The sequence below is a fragment of the Acidovorax sp. SUPP1855 genome (assembly GCF_030158955.1).
In the GTDB taxonomy this organism is placed as follows: Bacteria; Pseudomonadota; Gammaproteobacteria; order Burkholderiales; family Burkholderiaceae_C; genus Paracidovorax.
The window spans coordinates 17,367-39,524 of the sequence record NZ_BQXI01000001.1 but is presented as its reverse complement, the minus strand read 5'-3'; the positions used below and the strand labels follow the sequence as shown (position 1 = coordinate 39,524).

At 69.6% G+C, this 22,158-nt stretch carries 17 protein-coding genes and 1 pseudogene; 13 read left to right on the top strand and 5 right to left on the bottom strand.

Features of this window, described 5'->3' with window-relative positions; translation table 11 throughout:
* Positions 1–54 precede the first annotated feature (54 nt).
* Complete coding sequence (locus AVMA1855_RS00175) at positions 55–1,089, bottom strand: helix-turn-helix domain-containing protein (protein WP_284424156.1); 1,035 nt, start codon at positions 1,087–1,089, stop codon at positions 55–57.
* Positions 1,090–1,417: 328 nt separating this feature from the next.
* On the opposite strand from AVMA1855_RS00175, the gene AVMA1855_RS00170 reads away from it, so the two are divergent.
* The 6 genes and pseudogenes from AVMA1855_RS00170 to AVMA1855_RS00145 all read left to right on the top strand — a co-directional run bounded on the left by AVMA1855_RS00170 (position 1,418) and on the right by AVMA1855_RS00145 (position 9,203).
* Positions 1,418–3,856 carry an Lcl C-terminal domain-containing protein gene (locus AVMA1855_RS00170; RefSeq protein ID WP_284424155.1) on the top strand — a complete coding sequence of 813 codons (2,439 nt, stop codon included), beginning with the start codon at positions 1,418–1,420 and terminating at the stop codon, positions 3,854–3,856.
* A gap of 17 nt (positions 3,857–3,873) precedes the next feature.
* Positions 3,874–4,959: an RCC1 domain-containing protein gene (locus AVMA1855_RS00165; protein ID WP_284424154.1), complete on the top strand. Its 1,086-nt coding sequence runs from the start codon at positions 3,874–3,876 to the stop codon at positions 4,957–4,959.
* A 9-nt stretch (positions 4,960–4,968) separates the two neighbouring features.
* Positions 4,969–6,669: a multicopper oxidase family protein gene (locus AVMA1855_RS00160; protein WP_284424153.1), complete on the top strand. Its 1,701-nt coding sequence runs from the start codon at positions 4,969–4,971 to the stop codon at positions 6,667–6,669.
* Between the two features lie 270 nt (positions 6,670–6,939).
* Positions 6,940–7,722: an EAL domain-containing protein gene (locus AVMA1855_RS00155; protein WP_284424152.1), complete on the top strand. Its 783-nt coding sequence runs from the start codon at positions 6,940–6,942 to the stop codon at positions 7,720–7,722.
* A gap of 91 nt (positions 7,723–7,813) precedes the next feature.
* Positions 7,814–8,560 (top strand): annotated as a pseudogene (locus tag AVMA1855_RS00150) (transporter substrate-binding domain-containing protein).
* Between the two features lie 217 nt (positions 8,561–8,777).
* On the top strand, positions 8,778–9,203 hold the full coding sequence (locus AVMA1855_RS00145) for a cupin domain-containing protein (RefSeq protein ID WP_272568201.1): 426 nt from the start codon (positions 8,778–8,780) through the stop codon (positions 9,201–9,203).
* Between the two features lie 78 nt (positions 9,204–9,281).
* Here the strand turns inward: AVMA1855_RS00145 and AVMA1855_RS00140 are convergent, their stop codons facing one another.
* The 4 genes from AVMA1855_RS00140 to AVMA1855_RS00125 form a co-directional block, all read right to left on the bottom strand.
* Entirely contained in the window at positions 9,282–11,111 is a 1,830-nt protein-coding gene (locus tag AVMA1855_RS00140; protein WP_284424151.1) for a gamma-glutamyltransferase family protein, read from the bottom strand.
* 176 nt (positions 11,112–11,287) lie between these two features.
* Positions 11,288–12,892: an alkaline phosphatase D family protein gene (locus AVMA1855_RS00135; protein WP_284424150.1), complete on the bottom strand. Its 1,605-nt coding sequence runs from the start codon at positions 12,890–12,892 to the stop codon at positions 11,288–11,290.
* Positions 12,893–12,962: 70 nt separating this feature from the next.
* A complete protein-coding gene (locus AVMA1855_RS00130) occupies positions 12,963–14,492 on the bottom strand; it encodes a GGDEF domain-containing protein (RefSeq protein ID WP_272568206.1) in 1,530 nt (509 codons plus the stop codon).
* Between the two features lie 145 nt (positions 14,493–14,637).
* Positions 14,638–15,612 (bottom strand): NADPH:quinone oxidoreductase family protein, encoded by a 975-nt coding sequence (locus AVMA1855_RS00125; RefSeq protein WP_284424149.1) that lies wholly within the window; start codon positions 15,610–15,612, stop codon positions 14,638–14,640.
* 163 nt (positions 15,613–15,775) lie between these two features.
* Between AVMA1855_RS00125 and surE the strand changes: the two genes are divergently transcribed.
* The 7 genes from surE (at position 15,776) to ndk (ending at position 22,148) form a co-directional block, all read left to right on the top strand.
* Positions 15,776–16,570, top strand: a complete 795-nt coding sequence (gene surE, locus AVMA1855_RS00120) for a 5'/3'-nucleotidase SurE (protein WP_284424148.1) — start codon at positions 15,776–15,778, stop codon at positions 16,568–16,570.
* Entirely contained in the window at positions 16,567–17,337 is a 771-nt protein-coding gene (locus AVMA1855_RS00115; RefSeq protein WP_272568210.1) for a protein-L-isoaspartate(D-aspartate) O-methyltransferase, read from the top strand. The genes surE and AVMA1855_RS00115 overlap by 4 nt, the downstream gene beginning before the upstream one ends.
* 11 nt (positions 17,338–17,348) lie before the next feature.
* Positions 17,349–18,239: a peptidoglycan DD-metalloendopeptidase family protein gene (locus tag AVMA1855_RS00110; RefSeq protein ID WP_272568212.1), complete on the top strand. Its 891-nt coding sequence runs from the start codon at positions 17,349–17,351 to the stop codon at positions 18,237–18,239.
* Positions 18,236–19,252, top strand: a complete 1,017-nt coding sequence (locus tag AVMA1855_RS00105; protein ID WP_284424147.1) for an RluA family pseudouridine synthase — start codon at positions 18,236–18,238, stop codon at positions 19,250–19,252. Before AVMA1855_RS00110 ends, AVMA1855_RS00105 begins: the two co-directional genes overlap by 4 nt.
* Positions 19,253–19,402: 150 nt before the next feature.
* Complete coding sequence (gene scpB, locus AVMA1855_RS00100; RefSeq protein WP_284411579.1) at positions 19,403–20,170, top strand: SMC-Scp complex subunit ScpB; 768 nt, start codon at positions 19,403–19,405, stop codon at positions 20,168–20,170.
* Positions 20,167–21,621 (top strand): pseudouridine synthase, encoded by a 1,455-nt coding sequence (locus AVMA1855_RS00095; protein ID WP_284424146.1) that lies wholly within the window; start codon positions 20,167–20,169, stop codon positions 21,619–21,621. The genes scpB and AVMA1855_RS00095 overlap by 4 nt, the downstream gene beginning before the upstream one ends.
* 101 nt (positions 21,622–21,722) lie before the next feature.
* Entirely contained in the window at positions 21,723–22,148 is a 426-nt protein-coding gene (gene ndk, locus AVMA1855_RS00090) for a nucleoside-diphosphate kinase (protein ID WP_272568219.1), read from the top strand.
* The last annotated feature ends 10 nt before the right edge of the window (positions 22,149–22,158 follow it).

The window sequence follows — 22,158 nt, the reverse complement described above, 5'->3', positions numbered from 1 at the left end:
CGGCGATTGTCCCCCAACGCGCCGGTGCCGGCACCCGCCGGGTCGGCCTGCGGGTCAGTTCGCCTGGTGGCGCGCCTCGCGTGGGCTGAGGCCGAAGCGGCGCTTGAACATGCGCTGGAAGGTGGACGGGTCCGAAAACCCGCACCGCAGCGCGATCTCCGAGAGGCTGGGCCGCTCGGTGCCGGCCCCCGCGGTCGCGGTGATCTGCTGCCAGGCGGCCTCCAGCCGGGCGCTCCAGATGGCGGCCGCCACGCCCTCGCCGTGGCGTGCGAACAGGCGGTACAGCGACGCACGCGAGCATTCCAGCAGCACCGCCAGCCGCTCGGCACCGAAGGCCGGGTCGCCGCAGTGGCGCCGCACCAGGCCCCAGGCCGCCCGGTACAGGCTGTCGTCGAAGCGGCCGGCATCGGCCTGCAGGCCGGCTTTCTGCGATGTCTGCAGCAGGGCCAGGGCCATGTCGGTGCAGGCTTTCAGCGCCACGGTGCGTTCGTCGATTCCCATGCGCGGCGCCTCGCGCCAGGTGGCGGCCATCAGGGTCTGCAGCACGCTGCCCAGGCCCGGGCGTTGCGGCAGCTGGTCGGGCATGGCGAAACCGGGGCCCAGGGTGTCGTGGATGGTCTTGCGCGACACGATGAGGGACATGTCGCGGTGGCGGGAGCGCCGGATCTCCACGGGCCGGGCGTAGTCCACGAGGTAGAGCATGCCGGCCGAGATCTGCTGCGCTCCGTGGTTTTCCTGGGTGGCCCAGTCGCACTCCACCATCAGCGACAGGCTGATGTCGTCCGCGCCATCCCGGCGGCACATGGCCTCGGTGCGCACGGCATGCACGGCCTCGCTCGCGTGCTCGACCAGATCGGCCCCCTGGCCGACGATGCGCCGCAACCGCCCGCCGAAGGCCGCCCCGTCCGGCACGTCGGATTCGGGGCGCATGCGGCTGAGCACCGACTCCCGCCAGAAGTCGAGGCGCTCGCCTGAGGGGATGGGGGCGGTGGAGACCTCCACCAGCGTCCCTGGGACGTGCGGACTAGCGAGCGCAGCATGGCGGCGGGGTGGATGGGAATCGGAAGCCGGACGGATCTCGTTTGCCATGAATTCCCTTCGGCGGTCTGTTGCTTTCTGTGTGTTTCCACTCGAAATGTAGTGCACGCGCGACAGGTCGAGAAAAAAACCCTGCGCGCCGAACGGGGTGGAAATGGACCCCGCGTCTCACCCGTTGGGCCTGGCATGGCCGCCTGTCTCAATAGGCTGCACGGAGGGCTCTGGCCGCGGCGTGGGATGGAAATCCCCACTGGATCAGCGGGTTGAAACGGCCGGGGCGAAACGTCACGATGCACCGGTGGGCGGGAGGCCTGCCGCCCGATTCCGGGCGAAAAAACTGCGTCATCACCCCAATGGACCGGCCTGCCGGACACAACTTATGCACCCTGTGGACAGCCCCCTCGACCCCCTGCAGCATCTTGACCTCGTCCGAAGCTGCGGCGAAGGCGGACTCGGCCCTGCACCCCATGCGCTGTCGGTACCGGTCCATGCCGAGCCGGGCGGCCCGGGCCAGGGCACGCTCACGGTCTTCGGCGCGGGCGGCCAGACGCTGGTGGAGACGGCCTTCGACGGCCATGCCACGGTGCTGGTGCACGCGGCGCAGGGCGGCCTGCGCCTCGTCCTGGACCTGGGGGACGGCCTGCACCTGGCCGCCCGGCTCGAGGACTACCGCTCCGGCACGGCGGTCGTGCTGTCGCCGATCTCCACGCTGGTGGATGCCTACCTCGCCACGCAGCCAGGGATGGCGCTGGCGCGGGCCCAGGCACGCGTGCTGGAGTCGCTGGGGCTGCCGCCCGACCTTCCCGTGGGGACTCTGGGCTTCAGCCTGGACCGCGACCGGTTCGATGCGGACCACTTCCACCAGGCCGCGCGCGGCGCGGGCGGCACGCAGGCGCTGGCGCGGCAGGTGGCGGACGGCATCGACGCCACGGTCTCCGTCCAGCGCTTCGGACGGAACGCGGCCGGCCTGCTGGGCGCCGACAAAAGCCCCGACGCCACCATCAAGGACCTGGTGGATGGCTTGTCCGGCAACTTCAAGGACTGGGCCGGCGGCAAGGTCAAGGGCTGGCTCATGCGGGTCAGCGGGATCAACAGCTTCCTGAACGAACTGGGGCTGGGCGAAGGTGAGGACACCACCGCCAAGCAGCTGCAGGCGATCACGGCCGAGATCAAGCGGCTGAGCGAGGCGATCGGCAGGGTGCCGCGGTCCACGGCCTACATCACCCGCCTGACGGCGCTGGAGGCGTTGAAGGCGTTCGTGCAGGACAAGACCGATTTGCTGGCCAGCGCAGCGGGGGATGCGCCGCCGACGGCCGACCAGCTTCAGGAGCAATTCGTCAAGTCCGTGAATGAAAGCCTGGTGCTGACCCAGCTGCACGACAACCAGGTGGGCTCCGGTGCCGATGCCAAGGGGCTGATCCGCCTGCTGCTGGACGACCACCCCAAGTTCTATTCGGGCCGCACCGGAACGGCCTATGACGACCTGCTGTTCAACGCCTTCAACCAGGCGCGCGCACTGCAGGCCCAGGCGCTGAACCTCAAGGTCGAGGCCGCCCATGCGGGCGATCCGCCGCAGCTGGACAAGGCGGAGCGGCACCTGGACGAGTACCACATCCACCTCAAGCGCCAGCGGCTGATGTACCCCAACGGGCTCAAGCCCTTCGCCGACGGCAGCATCCTGGACCGCGACACCGGCCTGATGTGGAAACCGGAGATGTTCGAATATGACGGCCTGGAAGGGCTGATGGCCGACCCGGCGAGCGCGGGCAATCCCTGGCGCCTGCCCAGCATCACCGAACTGCAGAGCCTGATACCGCCGGACGCCGTGCGCCATCGGCTGCCTTCCGGCGAACAGTCGGCCGCGACGCCTCAAGTCATGCGGTATTTCGGCTTCAAGCCGCAGTCGTACCAGCACGACGGCACCACCCGCTACCGCCATTTCGCCGACCTGGGGCAGGCGGGGTCCAGGCCCTACAAGATCCTCGGCCCGGGCTACATCGTCACCCGCAACGCCTACAAGCGCCGCGATCGCCAGTGGGGCCAGTCGGACTACGAACTGCGCACGCTGGTGATGAACCTCTACAACGGCGACGAGGAAAACATCCGCATCAAATTCTGCCGTGGCGACGGCAGGTGCTATACCCAATACGGCTCCTCGCAGCCACCCGTGCCGTGGACCATGCCGGTGCTGTACGTGCGCACGCCGCCCGTTCCCGTGGAGTTCAAGGTCGAGTTCTACGAGGGTTTCAAATCCACGGCCGACACGGCGCAGGGTTGGGCGCTGGTGCGCTACTCCGACAGCGGCGATTGGAAGGACGTGACCCAGGACGCCATCTGGAGCGTCGAGGGCGAACACGCCTCGGACGTGCACGTGTCCAACCACGAAGGCTCCAGCGGCCTGGTGCAACTGCGCAGCCAGGAGCGCACGCCACGTGCCTACACGATCAAGGCCGAACTGCCCTGGTACCTGTCGGACCAGCTCGGGCAATCGGGCCGGCTGGAAGGCAAGGCCATCCTCTACGGCAACCAGAGCGCGCCGGTGCCGGTACTCAAGCGGCTGCTGCTGTCCCCGGCCACGAAGATCACCAAGCAATCCCCGTTCTCGTACGACCTCAGCATCCGGGGCGTCCTGAGTTCGGGGGCCGCCATCGACAAGGACATGGCCGTCTGGTCGTGCAACCCGAGCGATTCCGGCGTGCAGATCAGCCCCTCCGGCCGGGTGACGGTGTTCCAGGCCCCCACATCGAAAAAGCAGATCCAGATCAAGGCCACGATCGGCGGCGCCGAAGGGTTCGCCTACCTCGTGCTGCTGCCCTGACCAGCGAGGCGCATTCCATGCCATTTCTCACCATCAGTGCCGGCCGCGACCGGTCCATCGCCCTCGCCGCGGACGGCGCGGCCTACGGCTGGGGCGGCGTCAAGCGGCTCGGCGCCCAGCTGCCGCCCGGCTATCCGGGCGAGCTGTGCACGTCCAGCCCCACCGAGATCGGCCACAACCGCTACGCGCAGCCGCAGCCCCAGTGGCTGAACCCCGGGCTGCCGTTCACCGCGGTGCACGACGGGCATTCCCACACGCTGGCCGTGCGCGAGGGCGGCGCCGTGGTGGCCTGCCGGCCCGTGGTGTCGCCGGATCACGGCGCCGACCGCGTGGGCGTGTCGGGCCTGCCTTCCCCCGTGGTCCAGGTGGCGCAGACCGAAGCCGCCGCGTTCGCGCTGCAGGCCGACGGCACGGTGCGCTCCTGGGGCATGGCGGCCTATGGGCAACTGGGCCGCGCGACGGCCTCGCGCGAATCCGCGCCGCAGGCCATCGAAGGCCTGGGTGCCATCGCGCACCTGGCGCCCGGCCATGCGCACGTGCTGGCGCTGGACCGTGCCGGACGCGTCTGGGCCTGGGGCGCCAACGCGGCCGGCCAACTGGGCAACGGGGCACTGAAGGAATCCGCCGTGCCGGTGCGGGTGGACCTGCCCGGGCGCATCGTGCAGGTGGCGGCGGGCGACACGCACAGCTTCGCGGTGGACGCGCAAGGCGGGCTGTGGGCTTGGGGCTCCAACCAGTACGGGCAGGCGGGCGCCGGCGATGCGCGCTATGTCGCCCGGCCCGTGCGGGTGCGCACCGGTTTCGCCGTGGCGCAGGTGGATGCGGGCATGTTCTACACCGTGGCGCTGTCTCGCCAGGGCGATGTGTTCGCATGGGGCTGGAACGGCATGGGGCAGCTCGCGCGGGACGGCCTGGCCTTTTCCGCCAGGCCGCTGAGGGTGCCGGCGCTGCGCGGCGTGCTGCAACTGGCGGCCGGATCGGGCCACGTGCTGGCGCGCACCGGCACCGGGCTGCTCGCCTGGGGCGACAACCGCTCGTCCGCCTGCGGGGCGTTTCCGTCCACCGCCGTGCAGGTCCGACCCCATCCCATCGCATTCGCCTGAAGGCCCGCCATGACCGATTCTTTCTCGACCCCGGAGCCGACGCGCCGCGCCAGCCTGCAGTGGATGTTCGGGCTCTCCCTGGGCACAGTGGTTGCCCCGCTGGCCGGCTGCGGCGGCAGCGCCTCCGGCGCCATGGCGGACACGCTGCCCGAGCCCGCCGCGCTGACGTCGTCCGGCGGCCAGCTCAGCCTGGACCTGTTCGCCCGCTACGGCGCGCAGCCGCTGCGCATCGCGGGATCGCAGCCGCCGGCCTATCCGGGCATCGCCAAGACCGTGCAGACCGCGCTGCGCAGCTTCAACGGCCAGTACATGGCGCCCACGCTGCACCTGCAGCCTGGCGACACGCTGCGTATCCGGCTGGTGAACGAACTGCCGGCCAACGTGAAGGGCCAGTCCTCGCTGGACTACCTCAACCACCAGAACAGCACCAACCTGCATTTCCACGGCCTGCACGTCGATCCGCGGGAGATCCGCCCCGGCGTGTTCGGCGACTACGTGGTGGACATGGCCGAGGCCGGCGTGCTGCCGGGGGCCAGCCGCCAGCACGAGGTGGCCATCCCGGCCGACCACACCAACGGCATCTATTGGTACCACCCCCATCTGCACGGGTCGTCCAACGTGCAGGTCTCCAGCGGCATGTTCGGCGCCATCCTCATCCACGACCCCAAGGACACCTTCATCGACACGCCGGACATCCGCGAGCGGGCGATCCACGTGCACAAGGTCAACCTGACCGACGACGGCAAAACGGAATCGTTCTACGACTCCATCCGCACCGCGTCGTCGGGCTTTTTGCTCAACGGCGCCTACCAGCCCACCATCGTGATGCGGCCGGGCGAGGTGCAGCAGTGGCACTTCGTCAACACGGCTTCGTTCTACCCGTTCAACCCCGTGCTGGACGGCCACACGCTCTGGGCGTATGCCAAGGACGGCAACGTGTTCAACCGCCGTTTCAAGGCCATCAACGCGGCCACCTCGGACCAATTCGACAACGCCCACTGGCCCGGCAACGCGCTGTACCCCGGCAACCGCCATTCGATCGTGGTGAAGGCCAGCGACGTGCCCGGCACGTACTACCTGCGTTCGGTCAAGGCGCCGTCGAGCGAGGCGCAGGACGAGATCGTCGCGCGCATCGTGGTGGAGGGCACGCCGCTGTCCACCCCGCTGCCCCAGCCCGCGCGCCTGCCGCGCTATGCCGAGCACCTGCCCATCACCGATGAGGAACTGGCGGCCCATGGCGGCAAGCAGCGCAGCCTGGTGCTGGCCGTACTGCCCAAGACGAGCGAGCGCCTGGCCCAGCCCATTCCGGCGGGGGAGGGCTGGTTCATCCCGCTGTCGGACGGCGTCGACGGCTTCACCGACACCGTGTTCTCGTCCGGCGACGCCTCGCCGCAGGCCCGGCTGTCGCCGTTCCAGTCGTCGCTCACGGCCACGCAGACGGTGGCGCTGGGCGCGGTGGAGGAATGGACCATCCAGAACCTCAACCGCTACCCGCACCCGTTCCACATCCACGTCAACGACAGCTATGTGGTCCGGGTCAACGGCGAGCCGGTCGATCCGTACTGGGCCGACACGCTGCCGGTGCCGCCGATGGGCAGCATCACCTTCCGCATGCGGTTCACCGACTTCCACGGCCAGTTCGTGTGGCACTGCCATGCGCTCGACCACGAAGACCTGGGAATGATGCAACTGGTGCACGTGGTGGCGTGACAGGCGACGAACACGAGCGAGCGAACAAGGGCGAAAGCAGACGCGGAGCCACAGGAACCAAGAGAGAGAGGGGAGAGAAGAAGAGCGCGGCGAGGGGCCCGGTGCGGTGCGCCGGGCCCCGGCGTCGTGCGCGCGCTGGGGCCTGATGGGGCAGCAATGGCTGGTGTCCTGGTGGCGCACGGGACGCGTGTGGGACCGGGGTGCCGCCGAATGGGCGTAAGCTTGTCGAGTCGATCGTCGCCCCGCCATTGCCCGTGGCCCATCGCTGTCATGAATCTGCCCGCCTCCCCCCACGCCGCCTCTTCGCCCGCCTGCGCCGCCTGCCGCGATGGCCAGGCGCTGGACTTCGAGTTCACCATGGCGTTCCAGCCCATCGTCGATCTGCGCGACCGCAGCGTCTACGCCTACGAGGCGCTGGTGCGGGGGCTGGACGGCAGCTCGGCCCAGAGCATCCTGGATCGGGTGACCGAGCAGAACCTCTACGCCTTCGACCAGGCCTGCCGCGTGAAGGCCGTGGAGCTGGCCGCGGCACTGGGCATGCCCTGCCGGCTGAGCATCAACTTCCTGCCCAACGCCGTGTACCAGCCGGAGGCCTGCATCCGCGCCACGCTGCAGGCCGCGCAGCGCTGCGGCTTTCCCACCGAGCGCATCATCTTCGAGATCGCCGAGCGCGAGAACCTGCTGGACAAGGCGCACCTGCAGGGCATCCTGCACGCCTACCGCCGCCACGGCTTCCTGAGTGCGATCGACGATTTCGGCGCGGGCTACGCGGGCCTGAGCCTGCTGGCCGACTTCCAGCCCGATCTGCTGAAGATCGACATGGCCCTGGTGCGCGGCGTCGACCGCCACCCGGTCCGGCAAGCCATCGTGCGCAGCATCGTGGGCCTGTGCGATGACCTGGGCGTGCAGGCCCTGGCCGAAGGCGTCGAAACCGATGCCGAGCTGCACACCTTGCGCGGCCTGGGCATCCACCTGTTCCAGGGCTACCTTTTGGCCCGGCCCGCGCTGCAGGCCCTGCCGCCCGTGCGCTGGCCGCAGGACGCCGCCACCTGACGCGCTGCGCCGCCAGGCGGCCGCGGGGGTTTACACGGCGCGCTGCCTGGAAGATGCTCGGCCTTCGTTCAACCCCCCCGTCCTTCGCCGCATGTCCATCGATCCCGCCGTCCTCCAGGCCTTTGCACCCACCGGGGTGCTGCGCGCCTCCATCAACCTGGGCAACCCCATTTTGGCCAAGGCCGGCGCGCCGGGGGCGGACCCGTCCGGCGTGTCCGTCGATCTGGCGCGGGCCCTGGCCGAGCGCCTGGGCGTGCCCATCGCCTTCGCCGTGTTCGATGCGGCCGGCTGATCGGTCGAGGCCGTCACGCAGGAGCAGGCCGATGTGGGCTTTTTCGCCGTGGACCCGCTGCGCGGCGCCGGCATCGCGTTCACCGCGCCGTACGTGCTCATCGAAGGCTGCTACCTGGTGCGCGAGGACTCGCCGCTGCGCGACAACGAGGCCGTGGACCGGCCCGGTCACCGGGTGGTGGTCGGCAAGGGCAGCGCCTACGATCTCTATCTGAGCCGCGAGATGAAGGCCGCCACCCTGGTGCGCGCCCCCACGTCGCCCGCCGTCGTGGAGACCTTCCTGGCCGAAGGCGCCGACGTGGCCGCGGGCGTCAAGCAGCAGCTGCAGGCCGATGCGCAGCGCCTGGGCGGCGGCCTGCGCCTGCTGCCAGGCCGCTTCATGGTCATCCAGCAGGCCATGGGGCTGCCCAAGGGCCGGGGCGCGGCCGCGGCGGGCGTGCTCCATGCCTTCGTGGAAGAGGCCAAGGCCAGCGGTTTCGTGCAGGCGGCGCTGGAGCGGCACGGCATCCAGGGCGCCTCCGTGGCGCCGGCCCAGGCCCCGGCGTGAGGAGCGGATTCGGTTGCTATTATTTTAATAGCGGTATGCCCTAGTGTCGATTGTGCTGGGGCCTGTTTTGATACCAAGCCTGCTTCGCAGGGCCCCGCCGGGGTGCTGGCCGGTGCGGGGCGCGCGGGGCCGCGCATAAGATCGCATCGGCACCGAACGGGCTGCGCATGCTGCTGCGGCCCGCGCTGCCACCCGACCATTCCAAAGGAGACAACCCATGAAAAAAACGTTCCGCCTGCTGGCCGCCGCATTCGCCCTGGTGGGGGTGGCATCGACAGCGTCGGCCGAGGTGTACCCCAAGGAGGCGCTGCTGAAAGCCAACAAGGAGGGCGCCGGCGGCGGCAAGGGCACGCTGGCCGGCGAATACGCCTTCACGCGCGACAAGGCGCTCAAGGACCAGGCCATCAAGGAGATCAGCTGGCTCACGCTGCAGCCGGGCGACTCCATCGGCTACCACAAGCACACCAGCAACGAGGACACCTACGTGATCGTCTCGGGCCGCGGCACCTTCAAGGACAAGGACGGCGTGGACGTGGCCGTGAAGCCGGGCGACGTGACCATCGTGCGCAAGGGCGAATCGCACGGGCTGACCAACACCGGCACCGAGCCGCTGGTGTTCCTGGACGTGATCGCCGAGCAGTAGGCTGCTGGCGCAGCGGCCGGCGCGGGCCGCAACGCCAAAGAGCACCCGCCGGGTGCTCTTTTTTTGAGGGGCGGGCGCTCAGTCCCCCATCACCACGCCTTCGCGGCGCGGGTCGGCGCCGCCCAGCCACATCGGCTGCCCGTGCACCTCGGCGCGGGTGATGGCCTGCAGGCCGCTGGTCATGTTCATCTCGCGCACCTCGGCGCCGCGAGCGCGCAGCGCCTCTACCGTGGCCGGCGGGAAGCGTTTTTCCTCCAGCATCGTCGGGCCATTGAGCGAGCCGAAATTGGGCAGGTTGATGGCCTGCTGTGGCATCAGCCCCCAGTTGAAGATGCCGTAGAGCGTCTTGGCCGTGTAGTGGATGATGAGCGCGCCGCCCGGGCTGCCGCCGCTCATCACCACCTGGCCTGTCTGCTTGTCGAACACCAGCGTGGGCGCCATCGACGAGCGCGGGCGCTTGCCGGGCTCCACCCGGTTGGCGATGGGCTGGCCTTGCGCGTCCTTGGGCGCGAAGCTGAAATCGGTCAGCTCGTTGTTCAGCAGGAAGCCCTTGACCATCTGGCGCGAGCCGAACTGGTCTTCGATGGTGGTCGTCATCGCCACCGCGTTGCCGAAGGCATCGACGACGCTGATGTGGCTGGTGCCGTGCTCGATCTGGTCGGGCATGGGCGCATGGCTGGTTTGGACCGCGCCGGGGTTGCCGGGCTGCGCCACCTTCATGCTCTGCGGGCCGATCAGCTTGGCGCGCTGGGCGAGGTAGGCGGGGGCGAGCAGGGTGCTCCAGCTGCCGCCCGGCGGTTGCACGAAGTCGGGGTCGGCCACGTAGAGGCCGCGGTCGGCGAAGGCCAGGCGCGAGGCCTCGTTGTACAGGTAGAGCCAGTCGGCACTGGGCAGCCAGTCGCCCGCGCCCTTGGGGCCTTCCTGCAGCGCCATCGTGTTGGCGTCGGTGTTCTTCAGGATGCCCAGGATCTGCCCCACGGCGATCGCGCCCGAGCTGGGCGGCGGAAAGCCGCACAGGCGAAAGTCCTTGGAGGCCACCTGGTAGTCCGTGCACAGCGCCTCGCGCTTCCTGGGCTGGTAGCCGGCCAGGTCGGCCAGCGCCAGGCGCCCGGGGTTGGTCGGGTGGCCCTGCACCTTGGCGACGATGGCCTGCGCCACCTCGCCCTCCAGCAGCGCCTTGGAGCCGTTGTTCGCGATGCCTTTCAGCACGGCGGCCAGCTCGGGGTTCTTGAGGACATGGCCCACGGGCCAGGGCTGGCCCGCCGCGTCGAAGAAATAGGCACGCGCGGCCGGGTCCTGGGCCAGGTACTTTTCGTTGGCCAGCAGTGTGTTCAGGCGCGGGCTCACCTTGAAGCCGTTCTCGGCCAGCTGGATGGCCGGCTGGAACAGCGATGCCCACGGCAGCTTGCCGTGCTCCTTGTGCGCCAGCTCCAGCATGCGCACCGCGCCGGGCGTACCCACCGAGCGGCCGCCCACCACGCCGTCGTAGAAGGGCACGGGCTTGCCGTCGGGGCCGAGAAAGAGGTTCTCGGTGGCGGCGGCCGGCGCCGTCTCGCGGCCGTCGTAGGCCTCGACCCGGCTGCCCGCCGAGTGCAGCAGGAACGCGCCGCCGCCGATGCCGCTCGACTGCGGCTCGACCAGCGACAGCACCATCTGCACCGCAATGGCGGCATCGATCGCCGAGCCGCCGGCCTTGAGCACCTGGTAGCCCGCATCGGTGGCCAGCGGGTTGGCAGCCGCCACGGCGAACTTCTGCGTCGCCCAGCCGGGCTTCTCGGTATAGCCGGACGCGCCTTCGGGCTGGTCGGGCAGGGTGTAGTTCAGGCGGGGGCTGGTGCCGCAGGCCGCGAGCAGGGCGGTGGCAGCGAGGGCGGCCAGCCGGACGGCGGGCAGGTGCTTTTGGATCATGGAGTCTCCCTGTGTGGTGGGCGCCATGGTAATGCGGGGTGCAGGCCTGGCCTGCGGGTGTTACACCCCGCTACCGAACCGGCGCGCGTGGGCGGCCCCTGCGTTGGGAGTCTTTGGTCTTTTTGGCCTCCAGCGCAATCAATACTAGGGCATTTCGCTATCTATTTTGTAGCAAATCACAGGTCGCGCACGGGCCCGGGGCGACCGTCTTCCACCACGAAGCGGGCCAGGGTGGAGGCGCCGCTGTCGGCCCGCAGCGGGTCGTCCACGGTGCGCAGCGTGGTGGTCCACCGCCGGGGCGTGACCTCGGCCAGCCCCCAGCCGCGCAGGTCGCAGCGCGCCAGCAGTACGTGCGGGTTGTGGCGGGCGATGGCGTCCACCTTGTCCTGCGTGGTGCCCGAGCGCGAGCTGATCGAGGTGCCGCAGAACTCGCTGGCCAGCACGCGGGCCGTGGGGGAGCCGGGGGACTCGGCTGGCGCCATCACGTTGCAGACGTAGTTCTGGTGGATGTCGCCCCCCAGCAGCACCGTGTTGCGCGGCGCATGCCGGGCCACGGATTGCAGCAGCCGCTGGCGTGCGGCCGGGTAGCCGTCCCAGCTGTCGGTCGATTGCACGCCCGAGGGGTAGTGGCGCGGCGAGAACAGCGTCTGCTGCGCGATCACGCTCCACCGGGTGCCGTCGCCGATGGCGCTTCCCACGCCGCCGCCGCGCGCATCGGCGGCCAGGCCGGCATCCAGCCAGCGCTCCTGCGCCGCGCCCAGGAAGCTGCGCCCGGGCGCCTGCAGCTCGGCGCAGTCGCCGGGCCGCACGGCGCCCGCGCCGCTGCTGCCTTCCGCGCGGCAGGCCTGGCGGTCGCGGAACTGGCGCGCATCCAGCAGGTGGATGGTCGCCATCCTCCCCCAGGGCAGCGCGCGGTACACCTGCAGCGCGCCGAACCCGCTGGCCGCCAGGCTCGCTGTGCGCAGCGGCGTGTGTTCGTAGAAGGCCTGCCATGCCGCCGTGCGCATCGCCAGGAAGTCGGCGTCGTCGCCGCGGCCGTGGATGCCGGCGTAGTCGTTCTGCACCTCGTGGTCGTCCCAGGTCGTGGCCCAGGGGCACAGCGCGTGGGCCGCCTGCAGCGACGGATCGCTCTTGTGCAGCGCGTAGCGGTCGCGGTAGTCGGCCAGCGTGTGCGCCAGGCGCAGGCCGTGCACGCGCGCCAGCCCGGCCGGGTCCTTGGGGCTGGCGTATTCGTAGATGTAGTCGCCCAGGAACAGCACCAGGTCGGGCGACTGGCGGCACATGTCGGCCCATGCCGCGTAGTGGCCGTGCTCCCACCGCTGGCACGACGCGAAGGCGATGCGCAGGCCCGGCGCCACATCCCCGGCGGCCGGCGCGGTGCGCGTGCGGCCGGTGGCGCTGACGGCGTCGCCCTGCAGAAAGCGGTAGTGGTACCAGCGCCCCGGGGCCAGCCCCTGCAGCTCGACATGCACGCTGTGCGCGAACTCCGGCAGGGCGGTGGCCGTGCCGCGCTGCACGATGCGGCGAAACGCGTCGTCGTGCGCCACCTCCCACCGCACGGCGATCGGGCGGTTCCACGCGCCGGGTTCGGCGGGCACGAGGCGCGTCCACAGCACCATCCCCTCGGTCGAGGGGTCGCCGCTGGCCACGCCCAGCGTGAACGGGTCGTGCCGCAGCGCTGCGGTGCCTGCCGCGGCCCAGCGGGGCCAGGCGGCCACGCCTGCGGCCCAGGCGGCCCGTTGCAGCAGTGCCCGGCGTGAGAGCAGGGTTGTTTGCGTCATGGGAAGGGTTGCAGTGCGCGAGCGGGAAGCCGTCAGGCCGGGCGCGCGGAAACAGCCGCCCCGGAGGGGCTCAGGCGGCCATCACCCGGTTCTTGCCCGCGCGCTTGGCCAGGTACATGCCCTGGTCGGCCCGGCGGATGGCTTCCGTGCTGCCTTCCTGCTCGGCCATCTGCGCCACGCCGGCGCTGAAGGTGATGAGCACCTTCTCGCGGTCCTTCAGGAAGTAACGCGTGGTCAGCTCGCGCTGCAGCCGCTTCATGGCTTCCACGCCCTGGTCCAGGTCGGTGTCGGGCAGCACCAGCACGAATTCCTCGCCGCCGTAGCGCGCCAGCATGTCCTGCGGGCGCATCACCTCGCGCGTGACGCCGGCCAGGTGCACCAGCGCCTCGTCGCCGGCCGTGTGGCCCAGGCGGTCGTTGATGAGCTTGAAGTTGTCCACGTCCAGCAGGGCCACGCACAGGGGTGAGCCGTTGCGCGTGGCGCGGGCGATCTCGCGCTCCATCACCTCGTCCAGGCCCTTGCGGTTGAGCGAGCCTGTGAGCGGGTCGTGCCGGGCCTGGGCGCTGGCGCGGTCCAGCTCTTCCTGCAGCTTGGCGATCTCGGCATGGCGCGCATCGGAGCGCGCGCGCAGGTCCTGCAGCTCGTCGCGCGCCACCCGGCTGTCCAGGGCCATGGCGCGCGTGGCGCTCATCACCTCTTCGAGCAGCGGGGTGATCTCCTGCAGGCTGTTGGCCTGGCCGATGCGCTCGGCGCAGTGCTCCATCTTGTCGTGGTAGGTGCTACTGGAGGCGGTGATCTGCACCAGCCGCTCGATGAAGGTGGCCAGCAGTTCCTTCATCTGTTCCTGGGCCTGCACGGTGCGCTCCTTGGCCTCCGTCTGCTTGAAGATCACGTCCTTCAGGCGCCGCTGCACCTCGTCCAGGCGGCGCAGCGTGAGCGGCGGCGTGGAGGCGGCCATCAGCGCCTCGACCTGGCCCTGCAGCCAGCGGTCGTCCTGGCTCAGCACGGCGATGTTCTCGAACAGCATGTGCAGCAGTTCGAGCAGGCTGGCGCGGATGGCCGCCTGGTCCTCGGTGGCGAACGAGAGCCGGTAGCTGAAGTTGTTCAGCATCAGGCCGAAGGTCGAGACCGGGGGCGAAGGCTGGCGCAGGAAGTTGGTCAGCTGCGCGGCCAGTTCGTGCACGCGGGCATCGTCTTCGCCCAGCGCGGGCAAGGTGTTGTCGATCAGGCGGGCGAGCTGCTCGGTCAGTTCCTCGGGCAGGTGCGTGGCGGCCGAGGGTTCCGCCGCCGCGGCGGCCGGTGCGGCCACGCTGGCCAGGCCGAGGTTGGCGTAGCCCACCAGCACGCTCTGCAACTGGGCCCAGTCGGTGTTGTCGATGGCGGATTCGAACAGGCCCAGCAGGCGTTTTTGCGCAGGGGTCTGCCCAGGCAGCACGCGCAGGATGTGGCGCAGAGGGCCTTCCGGAAAGGCGGTGGGGCTGGGGTTGCCGGCGATCTCGTCGTAGAGCGCCTGGTAGTTGTCGGGCGTGGGCGCCAAACGGCGCGCGGCCAGTTGCTTGAGGGTTTCTCGCGCGATTTCTGAAGGGGGGCGGTCGGCCATCTGGCGTGCACGGAAAGGCAAAGATGCGCGAGTGTGACAGACGGCGCACCGCTTGAACAGGCGCCCGCAGGGCATCCGTGCAACGCCGGCCCCGCGCACCACCGGCCTGGGTGAAGGGCCCGGCGAGCGCGGGTCGGCGCTCGCGTCAGTTCACCATGACCAGCTTGCCCATCACCCCGCGCGATCCCATGTGGGCATAGGCCGCGGGCAGTTGCGCCATCGGCATGGTGCGGTCGATCACGGGCTTGATGGCGCCCTCGCCGTACCAGGCGGCCAGTTCGGCCATCATGGAGGCGTTGGCCTGCCGCTCGCGCTTGGAGAACTCGCCCCAGAACACGCCCACGATCGAGGCGCCCTTGAGCAGCGCCAGATTCAGCGGCAGCGCCGGGATGGGGCCGGAGGCGAAGCCCACCACCAGGTAGCGCCCGCGCCAGGCGATCGAGCGGAAGGCGGGCTCGGTGAAGTCGCCGCCCACCGGATCGTAGATCACGTCCGGGCCCTTGCCGTCGGTCAGCGACTTGATCGCCTCGCGCAGGTTTTCCTCGGTGTAGTTGATGACGGCGTCGGCGCCCACGGACAGGCACAGCTTGCATTTTTCCTCGGTGGAGGCCGCCGCGATCACGCGGGCGCCCATCTTCTTGGCGATCTGGATGGCCGCCGTGCCCACGCCGCCGGCCGCACCCAGCACCAGCACCGTCTCGCCGGCCTTGAGCTGCCCCCGGTCCACCAGCGCATGGTGCGAGGTGGCATAGATCATGATGAACGCCGCCGCATCCACGTGCGAAAAGCCCTCGGGCAGCGGCATGCACAGCGCCGCGGGCGCCACCGCGTGGGTGCCGAAGCCGCCCGTGCCGGTGAGGCAGGCCACGCTCTGCCCGGGGCGCAGGTGGGTGACGCCTTCGCCCACGGCCTCCACCACGCCGGCGTATTCCGACCCCGGCACGAAGGGCAGGGGGGGCTTCATCTGGTACTTGTTCTGCACGATGAGCAGGTCGGGAAAGTTCAGGCTGGCGGCCTTGATCGCGATCAGCACCTCGCCCGCCTTCGGCGTGGGCGTGGGCAGTTCGGTCCAGGCCAGGGCGTCGACGCCCGTCGGGTTGGTGCAAAGCCAAGCATGCATGGGAGGTCTCCTGTCGGTGTGGCCGCATGATAGGCGCGGGGGGCGGCATGGCGAGTCCCTGGAGCGACGGCGGCCGCCGGCAGGGGCGGGCGCCCGGAGTCCGGCCTGGCCGCGCCGTGTCGGACGCGGCCTACAATCGCTCGCACCCTGCTTCCTGCCACCCATGAAGATCCTCATTTCCAACGACGACGGCTACCAGGCACCCGGCATCGTGGCCCTGCACGATGCGCTCAAGACCATCGCGGACGTCGAGGTGGTGGCGCCGGAACACAACAACAGCGCCAAGTCCAACGCGCTCACGCTGCATTCGCCGCTGTACGTGCACCAGGCGGCCAACGGCTTCCGGTACGTGAACGGCACCCCGGCGGACTGCGTGCACATCGCGCTCACCGGCCTGCTCGGCTACCGGCCCGATCTGGTCGTCTCGGGCATCAACAACGGCGCCAATATGGGCGACGACACCATCTATTCCGGCACCGTGGGCGCCGCAATGGAGGGCTACCTCTTCGGCATTCCGGCCATCGCGTTCTCGCAGGTGGACAAGGGCTGGGGCGAGATCGAATCCGCCGCCCGCAAGGCGCGCGAGATCGTCGAGCAGATGCAGGCACAGAACCTGGTGGGTGAGGCGCCCTGGCTCCTCAACGTGAACATTCCCAACATGCCGTTCGATGCACTGCGGCCCCTGCGGCTGTGCCGCCTGGGCCGCCGCCACGCGGCCGAGCGCGTCATCGAGCAGCAAAGCCCGCGCGGGGAGGTCATGTACTGGATCGGCGGCGCCGGCGCGGCCAAGGACGACGCCGAGGGCACGGACTTCCACGCCACGGCCCAGGGCCATGTGGCCATCACCCCGCTGAAGGTGGACCTGACCGACCACGAAGGCCTGGGCTACTGGACGCAGACCGCGGCGCGCCTGGTGCCCGAGGCGCCTGCCGCTCCCGCGCCGGCTCCCGTCCGATGACCCAGCGCCGCCCCGGCTTTCCGGCCCGCATCGACCCCCCGCCGGGCGCTGCGCCCCGGCCGCCATCGCAGCCCGCGCCGCGCCGCGATGCCCCGCCCATGCCCCAGGGCGTGGGGCTTGATTCCGCCGCCGTGCGCGCGCGCATGGTGCAGCGCCTGGCGGCCTCGGGCATCGCATCGCCGGCCGTGCTGCAGGCCATGGGCTCGGTGGAGCGGCACCGCTTCGTGGACACGGCCCTCGTCAACCAGGCCTACGAAGACACCAGCCTGCCGATCGGGCTGGGCCAGACCATCTCCAAGCCGAGCATCGTCGCCCGCATGACGGAACTGCTGCTGGGCGCGGAGGGCGCGCGCGCCGCCGGGCTGGGTCGCGTGCTGGAGATCGGCACCGGCTGCGGCTACCAGGCCGCAGTGCTCGGGCGCGTGGCCCGCGAGGTGTACACCATCGAACGTTTGCGCGCGTTGCACGAGAAGGCGCGCGACAACCTGCGTCCCTGGCGCCTCGCGAACGTGCACCTCATCTTCGGCGACGGCACGGTGGGCTATGCGAAGGGCGCGCCGTATGCGGCCATCATCGCCGCGGCAGGCGGCGAGACCCTCCCTCAGGCGTGGATCGACCAACTGGCCGTGGGTGGCCGCCTCGTGGCGCCCATGGTGGGCGCCGGCGGCCACCAGGTGTTGCTGGTCATCGACAAAACGGCGCACGGATTGAAACAGAACGTTTTGGAGGCCGTTCATTTTGTCCCCCTAAAATCGGGGATTGCCTGAAGGGATTGCTTATGTTGGTTACGCGTGGTCTTGTTGGTTGGGGTTCGGTAGCGCTCGCAGCCTTGGTGCTGACGGGTTGCGGTACCCGCGTCAACAGGGCACCGGTGGAAGATCGTGGCACGTCCGCTTCCACATCCGCCTCCCAGCCCGGCATGGTGGTCGCTCCCGCGGCCAAGCCCCTGCCCGGTGCTGAAAACGCCGGCAAACCCGGCTACTACACGGTCAAGCCAGGAGATACCCTGATTCGCATCGGCCTGGAAAACGGCCAAAGCTGGAAGGACATCGCCCGCTGGAACAACCTGGACAACGCCAACCTCATCGAGGTTGGCCAGGTGCTCCGCGTGGCCGCGCCTTCGGCCACGCCAGCGCCCTCGGTGGCCAGCGATACCGGCGTGGTCACCCGCCCGGTCACCTCGTCCGCGATCGCCCCGGCCACCCCCGCCAGCGGTGCCAAGCCCGGCGCATCGGCCCCCGCCGTGGCCGCCGCCCCCGCTCCTGCGCCCAGCCCCGCGCCTGCGGCAACCGGCGGCGAGGACGACATGGCCTTCATCTGGCCATCGTCGGGTTCTCTCGTGGCGGGTTTCGACGAGGCCCGCAACAAGGGTTATGACATCGGCGGCAAGGCGGGCGACCCCGTGCTCGCCTCCGCGGATGGACGGGTCGTCTATGCCGGCGCCGGCCTGCGTGGCTACGGCAACCTCGTGATCCTCAAGCACAACAACACCTACCTGACGGCCTACGCCCACAACCAGACCCTGCTGGTGAAGGAAGACCAGACGGTGCGCCGCGGCCAGAAGATCGCCGAAATGGGCAGCTCCGACACCGATCGGGTGAAGCTGCACTTCGAGATCCGCCGCCAGGGCAAGCCGGTCGATCCGTCCCGCTACCTGCCGGCGCGTTGAGCACGCTGCCGTCCGGCCCCGGCCTGTTCCCCGAGGGGGAGGCCGGCACCGAAGACCTGGAAGAGGGCGGCGAAGCCTCGCAGGAGATTCGCCAGTTCGCCATCGGCGAGGCGCAGCACGGCGAGCGCCTGGACCGGGCGCTGGCCGATCAGGTGCCCGAGTTTTCGCGCAGCTATCTGCAGCAATTGCTGGCCCAGGGGAGCGTTCTGCTCAACGGGCAGGCCGCGGCCAAGCCTGCGGCCCGCGTCAAGGCGGGCGATGTGGTGGCGGTGGAACTGCGGCCCACCCAGCAGAGCCAGGCCTTCCGGCCGGAGTCCATGCCCATCGACGTGGTGTTCGAGGATGCGCACCTGCTGGTGATCCACAAGCCTGCGGGGCTCGTCGTTCACCCCGCGCCCGGCAACTGGAGCGGGACCTTGCTCAACGGCCTGCTGGCCCGCGATCCCAAGGCGCTGCTGGTGCCCCGGGCGGGCATCGTCCACCGGCTCGACAAGGACACGAGCGGGTTGATGGTCGTGGCGCGCGAGCGGGGCGTCATGGATGCACTGGTGCGCATGATCGCCGCCCGCGAAGTGAGCCGTCAGTACCTTGCCATCGGCCACCGCCCATGGAGCGGGCCGGAGCAGCGCGTGGTCGAGGGAAGCATCGGCCGCGACCCGCGCAACCGCCTGCGCATGGCCGTGGTGGACCTGGCCACGCAGTCGGGCAAGCCCGCGCGCACGGATATTGCCCTGCTCGACAGCGTCGATCCGGTCTGCTTCGTGCGCTGCACGCTGCACACCGGGCGCACGCACCAGATCCGGGTGCACATGGCCTCGCTTCGCCATCCCCTGGTGGGCGATGCCTTGTACGGCGGAGAAGCTGCGGGGGGGCTCGCGCGGCAGGCGCTGCACGCGTACCGGCTGGCCTTCGTCCATCCCATGACGGGAGAGCCGATGGAGTTCCATGCGCCTATGCCGCCAGACATGGAAAACGCCCTGGATTTTTGGGGCCTGCGCTACAATCGCGCCTAGCGGCTGTACCAGCCGACTCGCCCGCATGGACACACTGCAGGGCTGGGAACAGCACCAAGGTCTTTGCGTGCGGTCCCGCTGAACGAACCCTTTGACAGGCATGGCGCCCTTTTCGACACGTGGCGTCTCTTTCCCCGCAATTGCTGAACCATGAATACGGTGGACGCCAAACGGGTCCTTGAAACCGCGCTGATCTGCGCTCCGCAACCGGCGACCCTGCGCGAGTTGCGCACGCTCTTCAACGACGCTCTCGGAACCGATACCCTGAAAACCATCCTGCTGGAACTCCAGCAGGACTGGGCATTGCGGGGCGTGGAGCTCGTGCAGGTCGCGACGGGCTGGCGTTTCCAGAGCCGCCCTGAAATGCGCGAGTACCTGGATCGGCTGCATCCGGAAAAGCCGCCCCGCTACACCCGGGCCACCCTGGAAACGCTGGCCATCATTGCCTACCGGCAGCCGGTGACGCGGGGCGACATCGAGGACATCCGCGGTGTGACCGTGAACAGCCTGATCATCAAGCAGCTGGAAGACCGTGGCTGGGTGGAGGTCATCGGGCACCGCGAAACCGTGGGCCGGCCCGCCCTGTTCGCCACCACGCGGCAGTTTCTGGACGACCTCGGGCTGCAGTCGCTCGACCAGTTGCCCGTGATGGAAAATCCGGCCGTGCAGGCCAGCGTGCTCGAAGCGCTGGGTTCTGGCGGCACCTTGCCGCTCGACGAACCTGCCGACCCGGCGCCAGGGGACAACCCCCCTGTGGCAGAGGCGGTGCCTTCGGTGCCGCAGGGCTCCGAAACGGAGCCGGTCACCGGCCCGTCCACAGAAGACACGCCGCGCCCATCCGACGAAGAAGACGTGCTGGCCCCCTCGCACGAGAAGCCAAAAGACGCCGATAACGGCACACCAGAGAGTCTCCCATGAACGATCCCATTTCAGAACCTGCCGACGACCAGCCCGCGTTGCCCACCGAGGCAGACGCCAGCGTGAAGAAGCCCGCGACCCGCAAGCCGCCCCGCAAGAAGGCGCCGAAGGCGTCCGACGCGGCAGCAGGCCAGCCGGTGGAGGCTTCTGCCGAGTCCGCGCAGGATGCCGAGGCTGTCGCTGCACCGGATGGGACGGCGGTGGAGGCTGCCCCTGCGCCGGTGCGGACTGAACCTGCTTCAACCAGATCGGAGCGCCCTTCGGGGCCTCGCCCTGCTGCGGGGGCGCGTACCACGCCGGGATATCAGTTTGCCGACGTCGTGTCCGGCCGCCTGGACGAGGACGAAACGGCAGCCGATGCTGTGCCTGCGCGCCGCGTCCTGCTGCCGCAGGTGGAAACGCCCAAGCTGCATAAGGTGCTGGCCCAGGCAGGGCTGGGCTCTCGCCTGGAAATGGAGCAATTGATCCTGGAAGGCCGGATTTCGGTCAACAACGAGCCAGCGCACATCGGTCAGCGCGTGCAGTTCGGCGATCAGGTGAAAGTGAATGGCCGGCCCATTCGCTACCGCATCGATCCCCCTCCCGCCCGGGTCATCGCGTACCACAAGCCAGCGGGCGAAGTGGTGACGCACGACGATCCCCAGAACCGGCCCACCGTGTTTCGCAAGCTGCCGCGGCTTGCCCATGGAAAGTGGCAGTCCGTGGGGCGGCTGGACCTGAACACCGAGGGCTTGCTGCTGTTCACCAGTTCGGGCGAGCTGGCCAACCAGTTGATGCACCCCCGCTTTGGCCTGGAGCGTGAATATGCCGTGCGGGTGCTGGGCGCACTCAGCAACGAAGAGAAGCAGCGGTTGCTCGACGGCGTGCAGCTCGACGACGGCATGGCTTCGTTCGGCTCCATCGAGGATGGCGGCGGCGAAGGCTCCAACTGCTGGTATCGCGTGACCATCTCCGAAGGCCGCAACCGTGAAGTCCGGCGCATGCTGGAGGCCGTGGGCCATGCGGTCAGCCGGCTCATCCGCATCCGCTACGGCGCGATGATGCTGCCCCGCGGACTCAAGCGCGGCGCGTGGCTGGAACTGGACGAGCGCGATATCCGCGCGCTCATGCAGGCCGTGGGTGGTGGCAACAAGGCCCCCAGAGAGATGGTCGAGGCACCTGCCGGACCTGCGGACCGCAAGAGCGGCTTGCGCCGTGGCGGGCCCCGCGGTCGCAACAATGGCACGCCGCGCGATGCGGCCGCGCCATCTTCTGCGCGCAAGCCGGGCTATGGACCGGGCGCAGGGCGCGGCAAGGACGGCGCACCCGGTGGGCGCCAGGGCGGCGGTGGCGGCACGGGCAGCCAGCCGGATCCGATGAAGACGTCGGTGGGCTACATCGGCACGGACAGCTTGTCGCGCTACCGGCAGGACCAGAAACGCAACGGCCCGCCGCGCCGCGGCGGTCGCTGAACCTTCGCGCCTTGGGGAATTAATCCGCCCAGTTAGAATCGAGGGCTTTGTCCGCAGGGCGAAAAATTCAAATAGATCAACCACTCTCCAGGAAAATCAACATGGCTATCGAACGCACCCTCTCCATCATCAAGCCCGACGCAGTGGCCAAGAACGTCATCGGCCAAATTTACGCCCGCTTCGAAGCCGCTGGCCTGAAGGTGGTCGCAGCACGCATGGCCCACCTGTCGCGCCTGGAAGCCGAACAGTTCTATGGCGTGCACAAGGAGCGTCCTTTCTTCAAGGACCTGGTGGACTTCATGATCTCCGGCCCGGTGATGATCCAGGCCCTGGAAGGCGAGAACGCCATCCTGAAGAACCGTGAACTCATGGGCGCCACCGACCCCAAGAAGGCAGAAGCCGGCACGATCCGCGCTGACTTCGCAGACAGCATCGATGCCAACGCCGTACACGGTTCCGACGCCGTGGAAACCGCTCAGGCAGAAGTGGCTTTCTTCTTCCCTGGCCTCAACATCTACTCGCGCTGATATGCGATCC

Excerpts from the sequence above, each read along its gene's own strand:
- AVMA1855_RS00175 (WP_284424156.1), bottom strand. The coding sequence starts at position 1,089 with ATGGCAAACGAGATCCGTCCGGCTTCCGATTCCCATCCACCCCGCCGC.
- AVMA1855_RS00170 (WP_284424155.1), top strand. The coding sequence starts at position 1,418 with ATGCACCCTGTGGACAGCCCCCTCGACCCCCTGCAGCATCTTGACCTC.
- AVMA1855_RS00165 (WP_284424154.1), top strand. The coding sequence starts at position 3,874 with ATGCCATTTCTCACCATCAGTGCCGGCCGCGACCGGTCCATCGCCCTC.
- AVMA1855_RS00160 (WP_284424153.1), top strand. The coding sequence starts at position 4,969 with ATGACCGATTCTTTCTCGACCCCGGAGCCGACGCGCCGCGCCAGCCTG.
- AVMA1855_RS00155 (WP_284424152.1), top strand. The coding sequence starts at position 6,940 with ATGAATCTGCCCGCCTCCCCCCACGCCGCCTCTTCGCCCGCCTGCGCC.
- AVMA1855_RS00145 (WP_272568201.1), top strand. The coding sequence starts at position 8,778 with ATGAAAAAAACGTTCCGCCTGCTGGCCGCCGCATTCGCCCTGGTGGGG.
- AVMA1855_RS00140 (WP_284424151.1), bottom strand. The coding sequence starts at position 11,111 with ATGATCCAAAAGCACCTGCCCGCCGTCCGGCTGGCCGCCCTCGCTGCC.
- AVMA1855_RS00135 (WP_284424150.1), bottom strand. The coding sequence starts at position 12,892 with ATGACGCAAACAACCCTGCTCTCACGCCGGGCACTGCTGCAACGGGCC.
- AVMA1855_RS00130 (WP_272568206.1), bottom strand. The coding sequence starts at position 14,492 with ATGGCCGACCGCCCCCCTTCAGAAATCGCGCGAGAAACCCTCAAGCAA.
- AVMA1855_RS00125 (WP_284424149.1), bottom strand. The coding sequence starts at position 15,612 with ATGCATGCTTGGCTTTGCACCAACCCGACGGGCGTCGACGCCCTGGCC.
- surE (WP_284424148.1), top strand. The coding sequence starts at position 15,776 with ATGAAGATCCTCATTTCCAACGACGACGGCTACCAGGCACCCGGCATC.
- AVMA1855_RS00115 (WP_272568210.1), top strand. The coding sequence starts at position 16,567 with ATGACCCAGCGCCGCCCCGGCTTTCCGGCCCGCATCGACCCCCCGCCG.
- AVMA1855_RS00110 (WP_272568212.1), top strand. The coding sequence starts at position 17,349 with ATGTTGGTTACGCGTGGTCTTGTTGGTTGGGGTTCGGTAGCGCTCGCA.
- scpB (WP_284411579.1), top strand. The coding sequence starts at position 19,403 with ATGAATACGGTGGACGCCAAACGGGTCCTTGAAACCGCGCTGATCTGC.
- AVMA1855_RS00095 (WP_284424146.1), top strand. The coding sequence starts at position 20,167 with ATGAACGATCCCATTTCAGAACCTGCCGACGACCAGCCCGCGTTGCCC.
- ndk (WP_272568219.1), top strand. The coding sequence starts at position 21,723 with ATGGCTATCGAACGCACCCTCTCCATCATCAAGCCCGACGCAGTGGCC.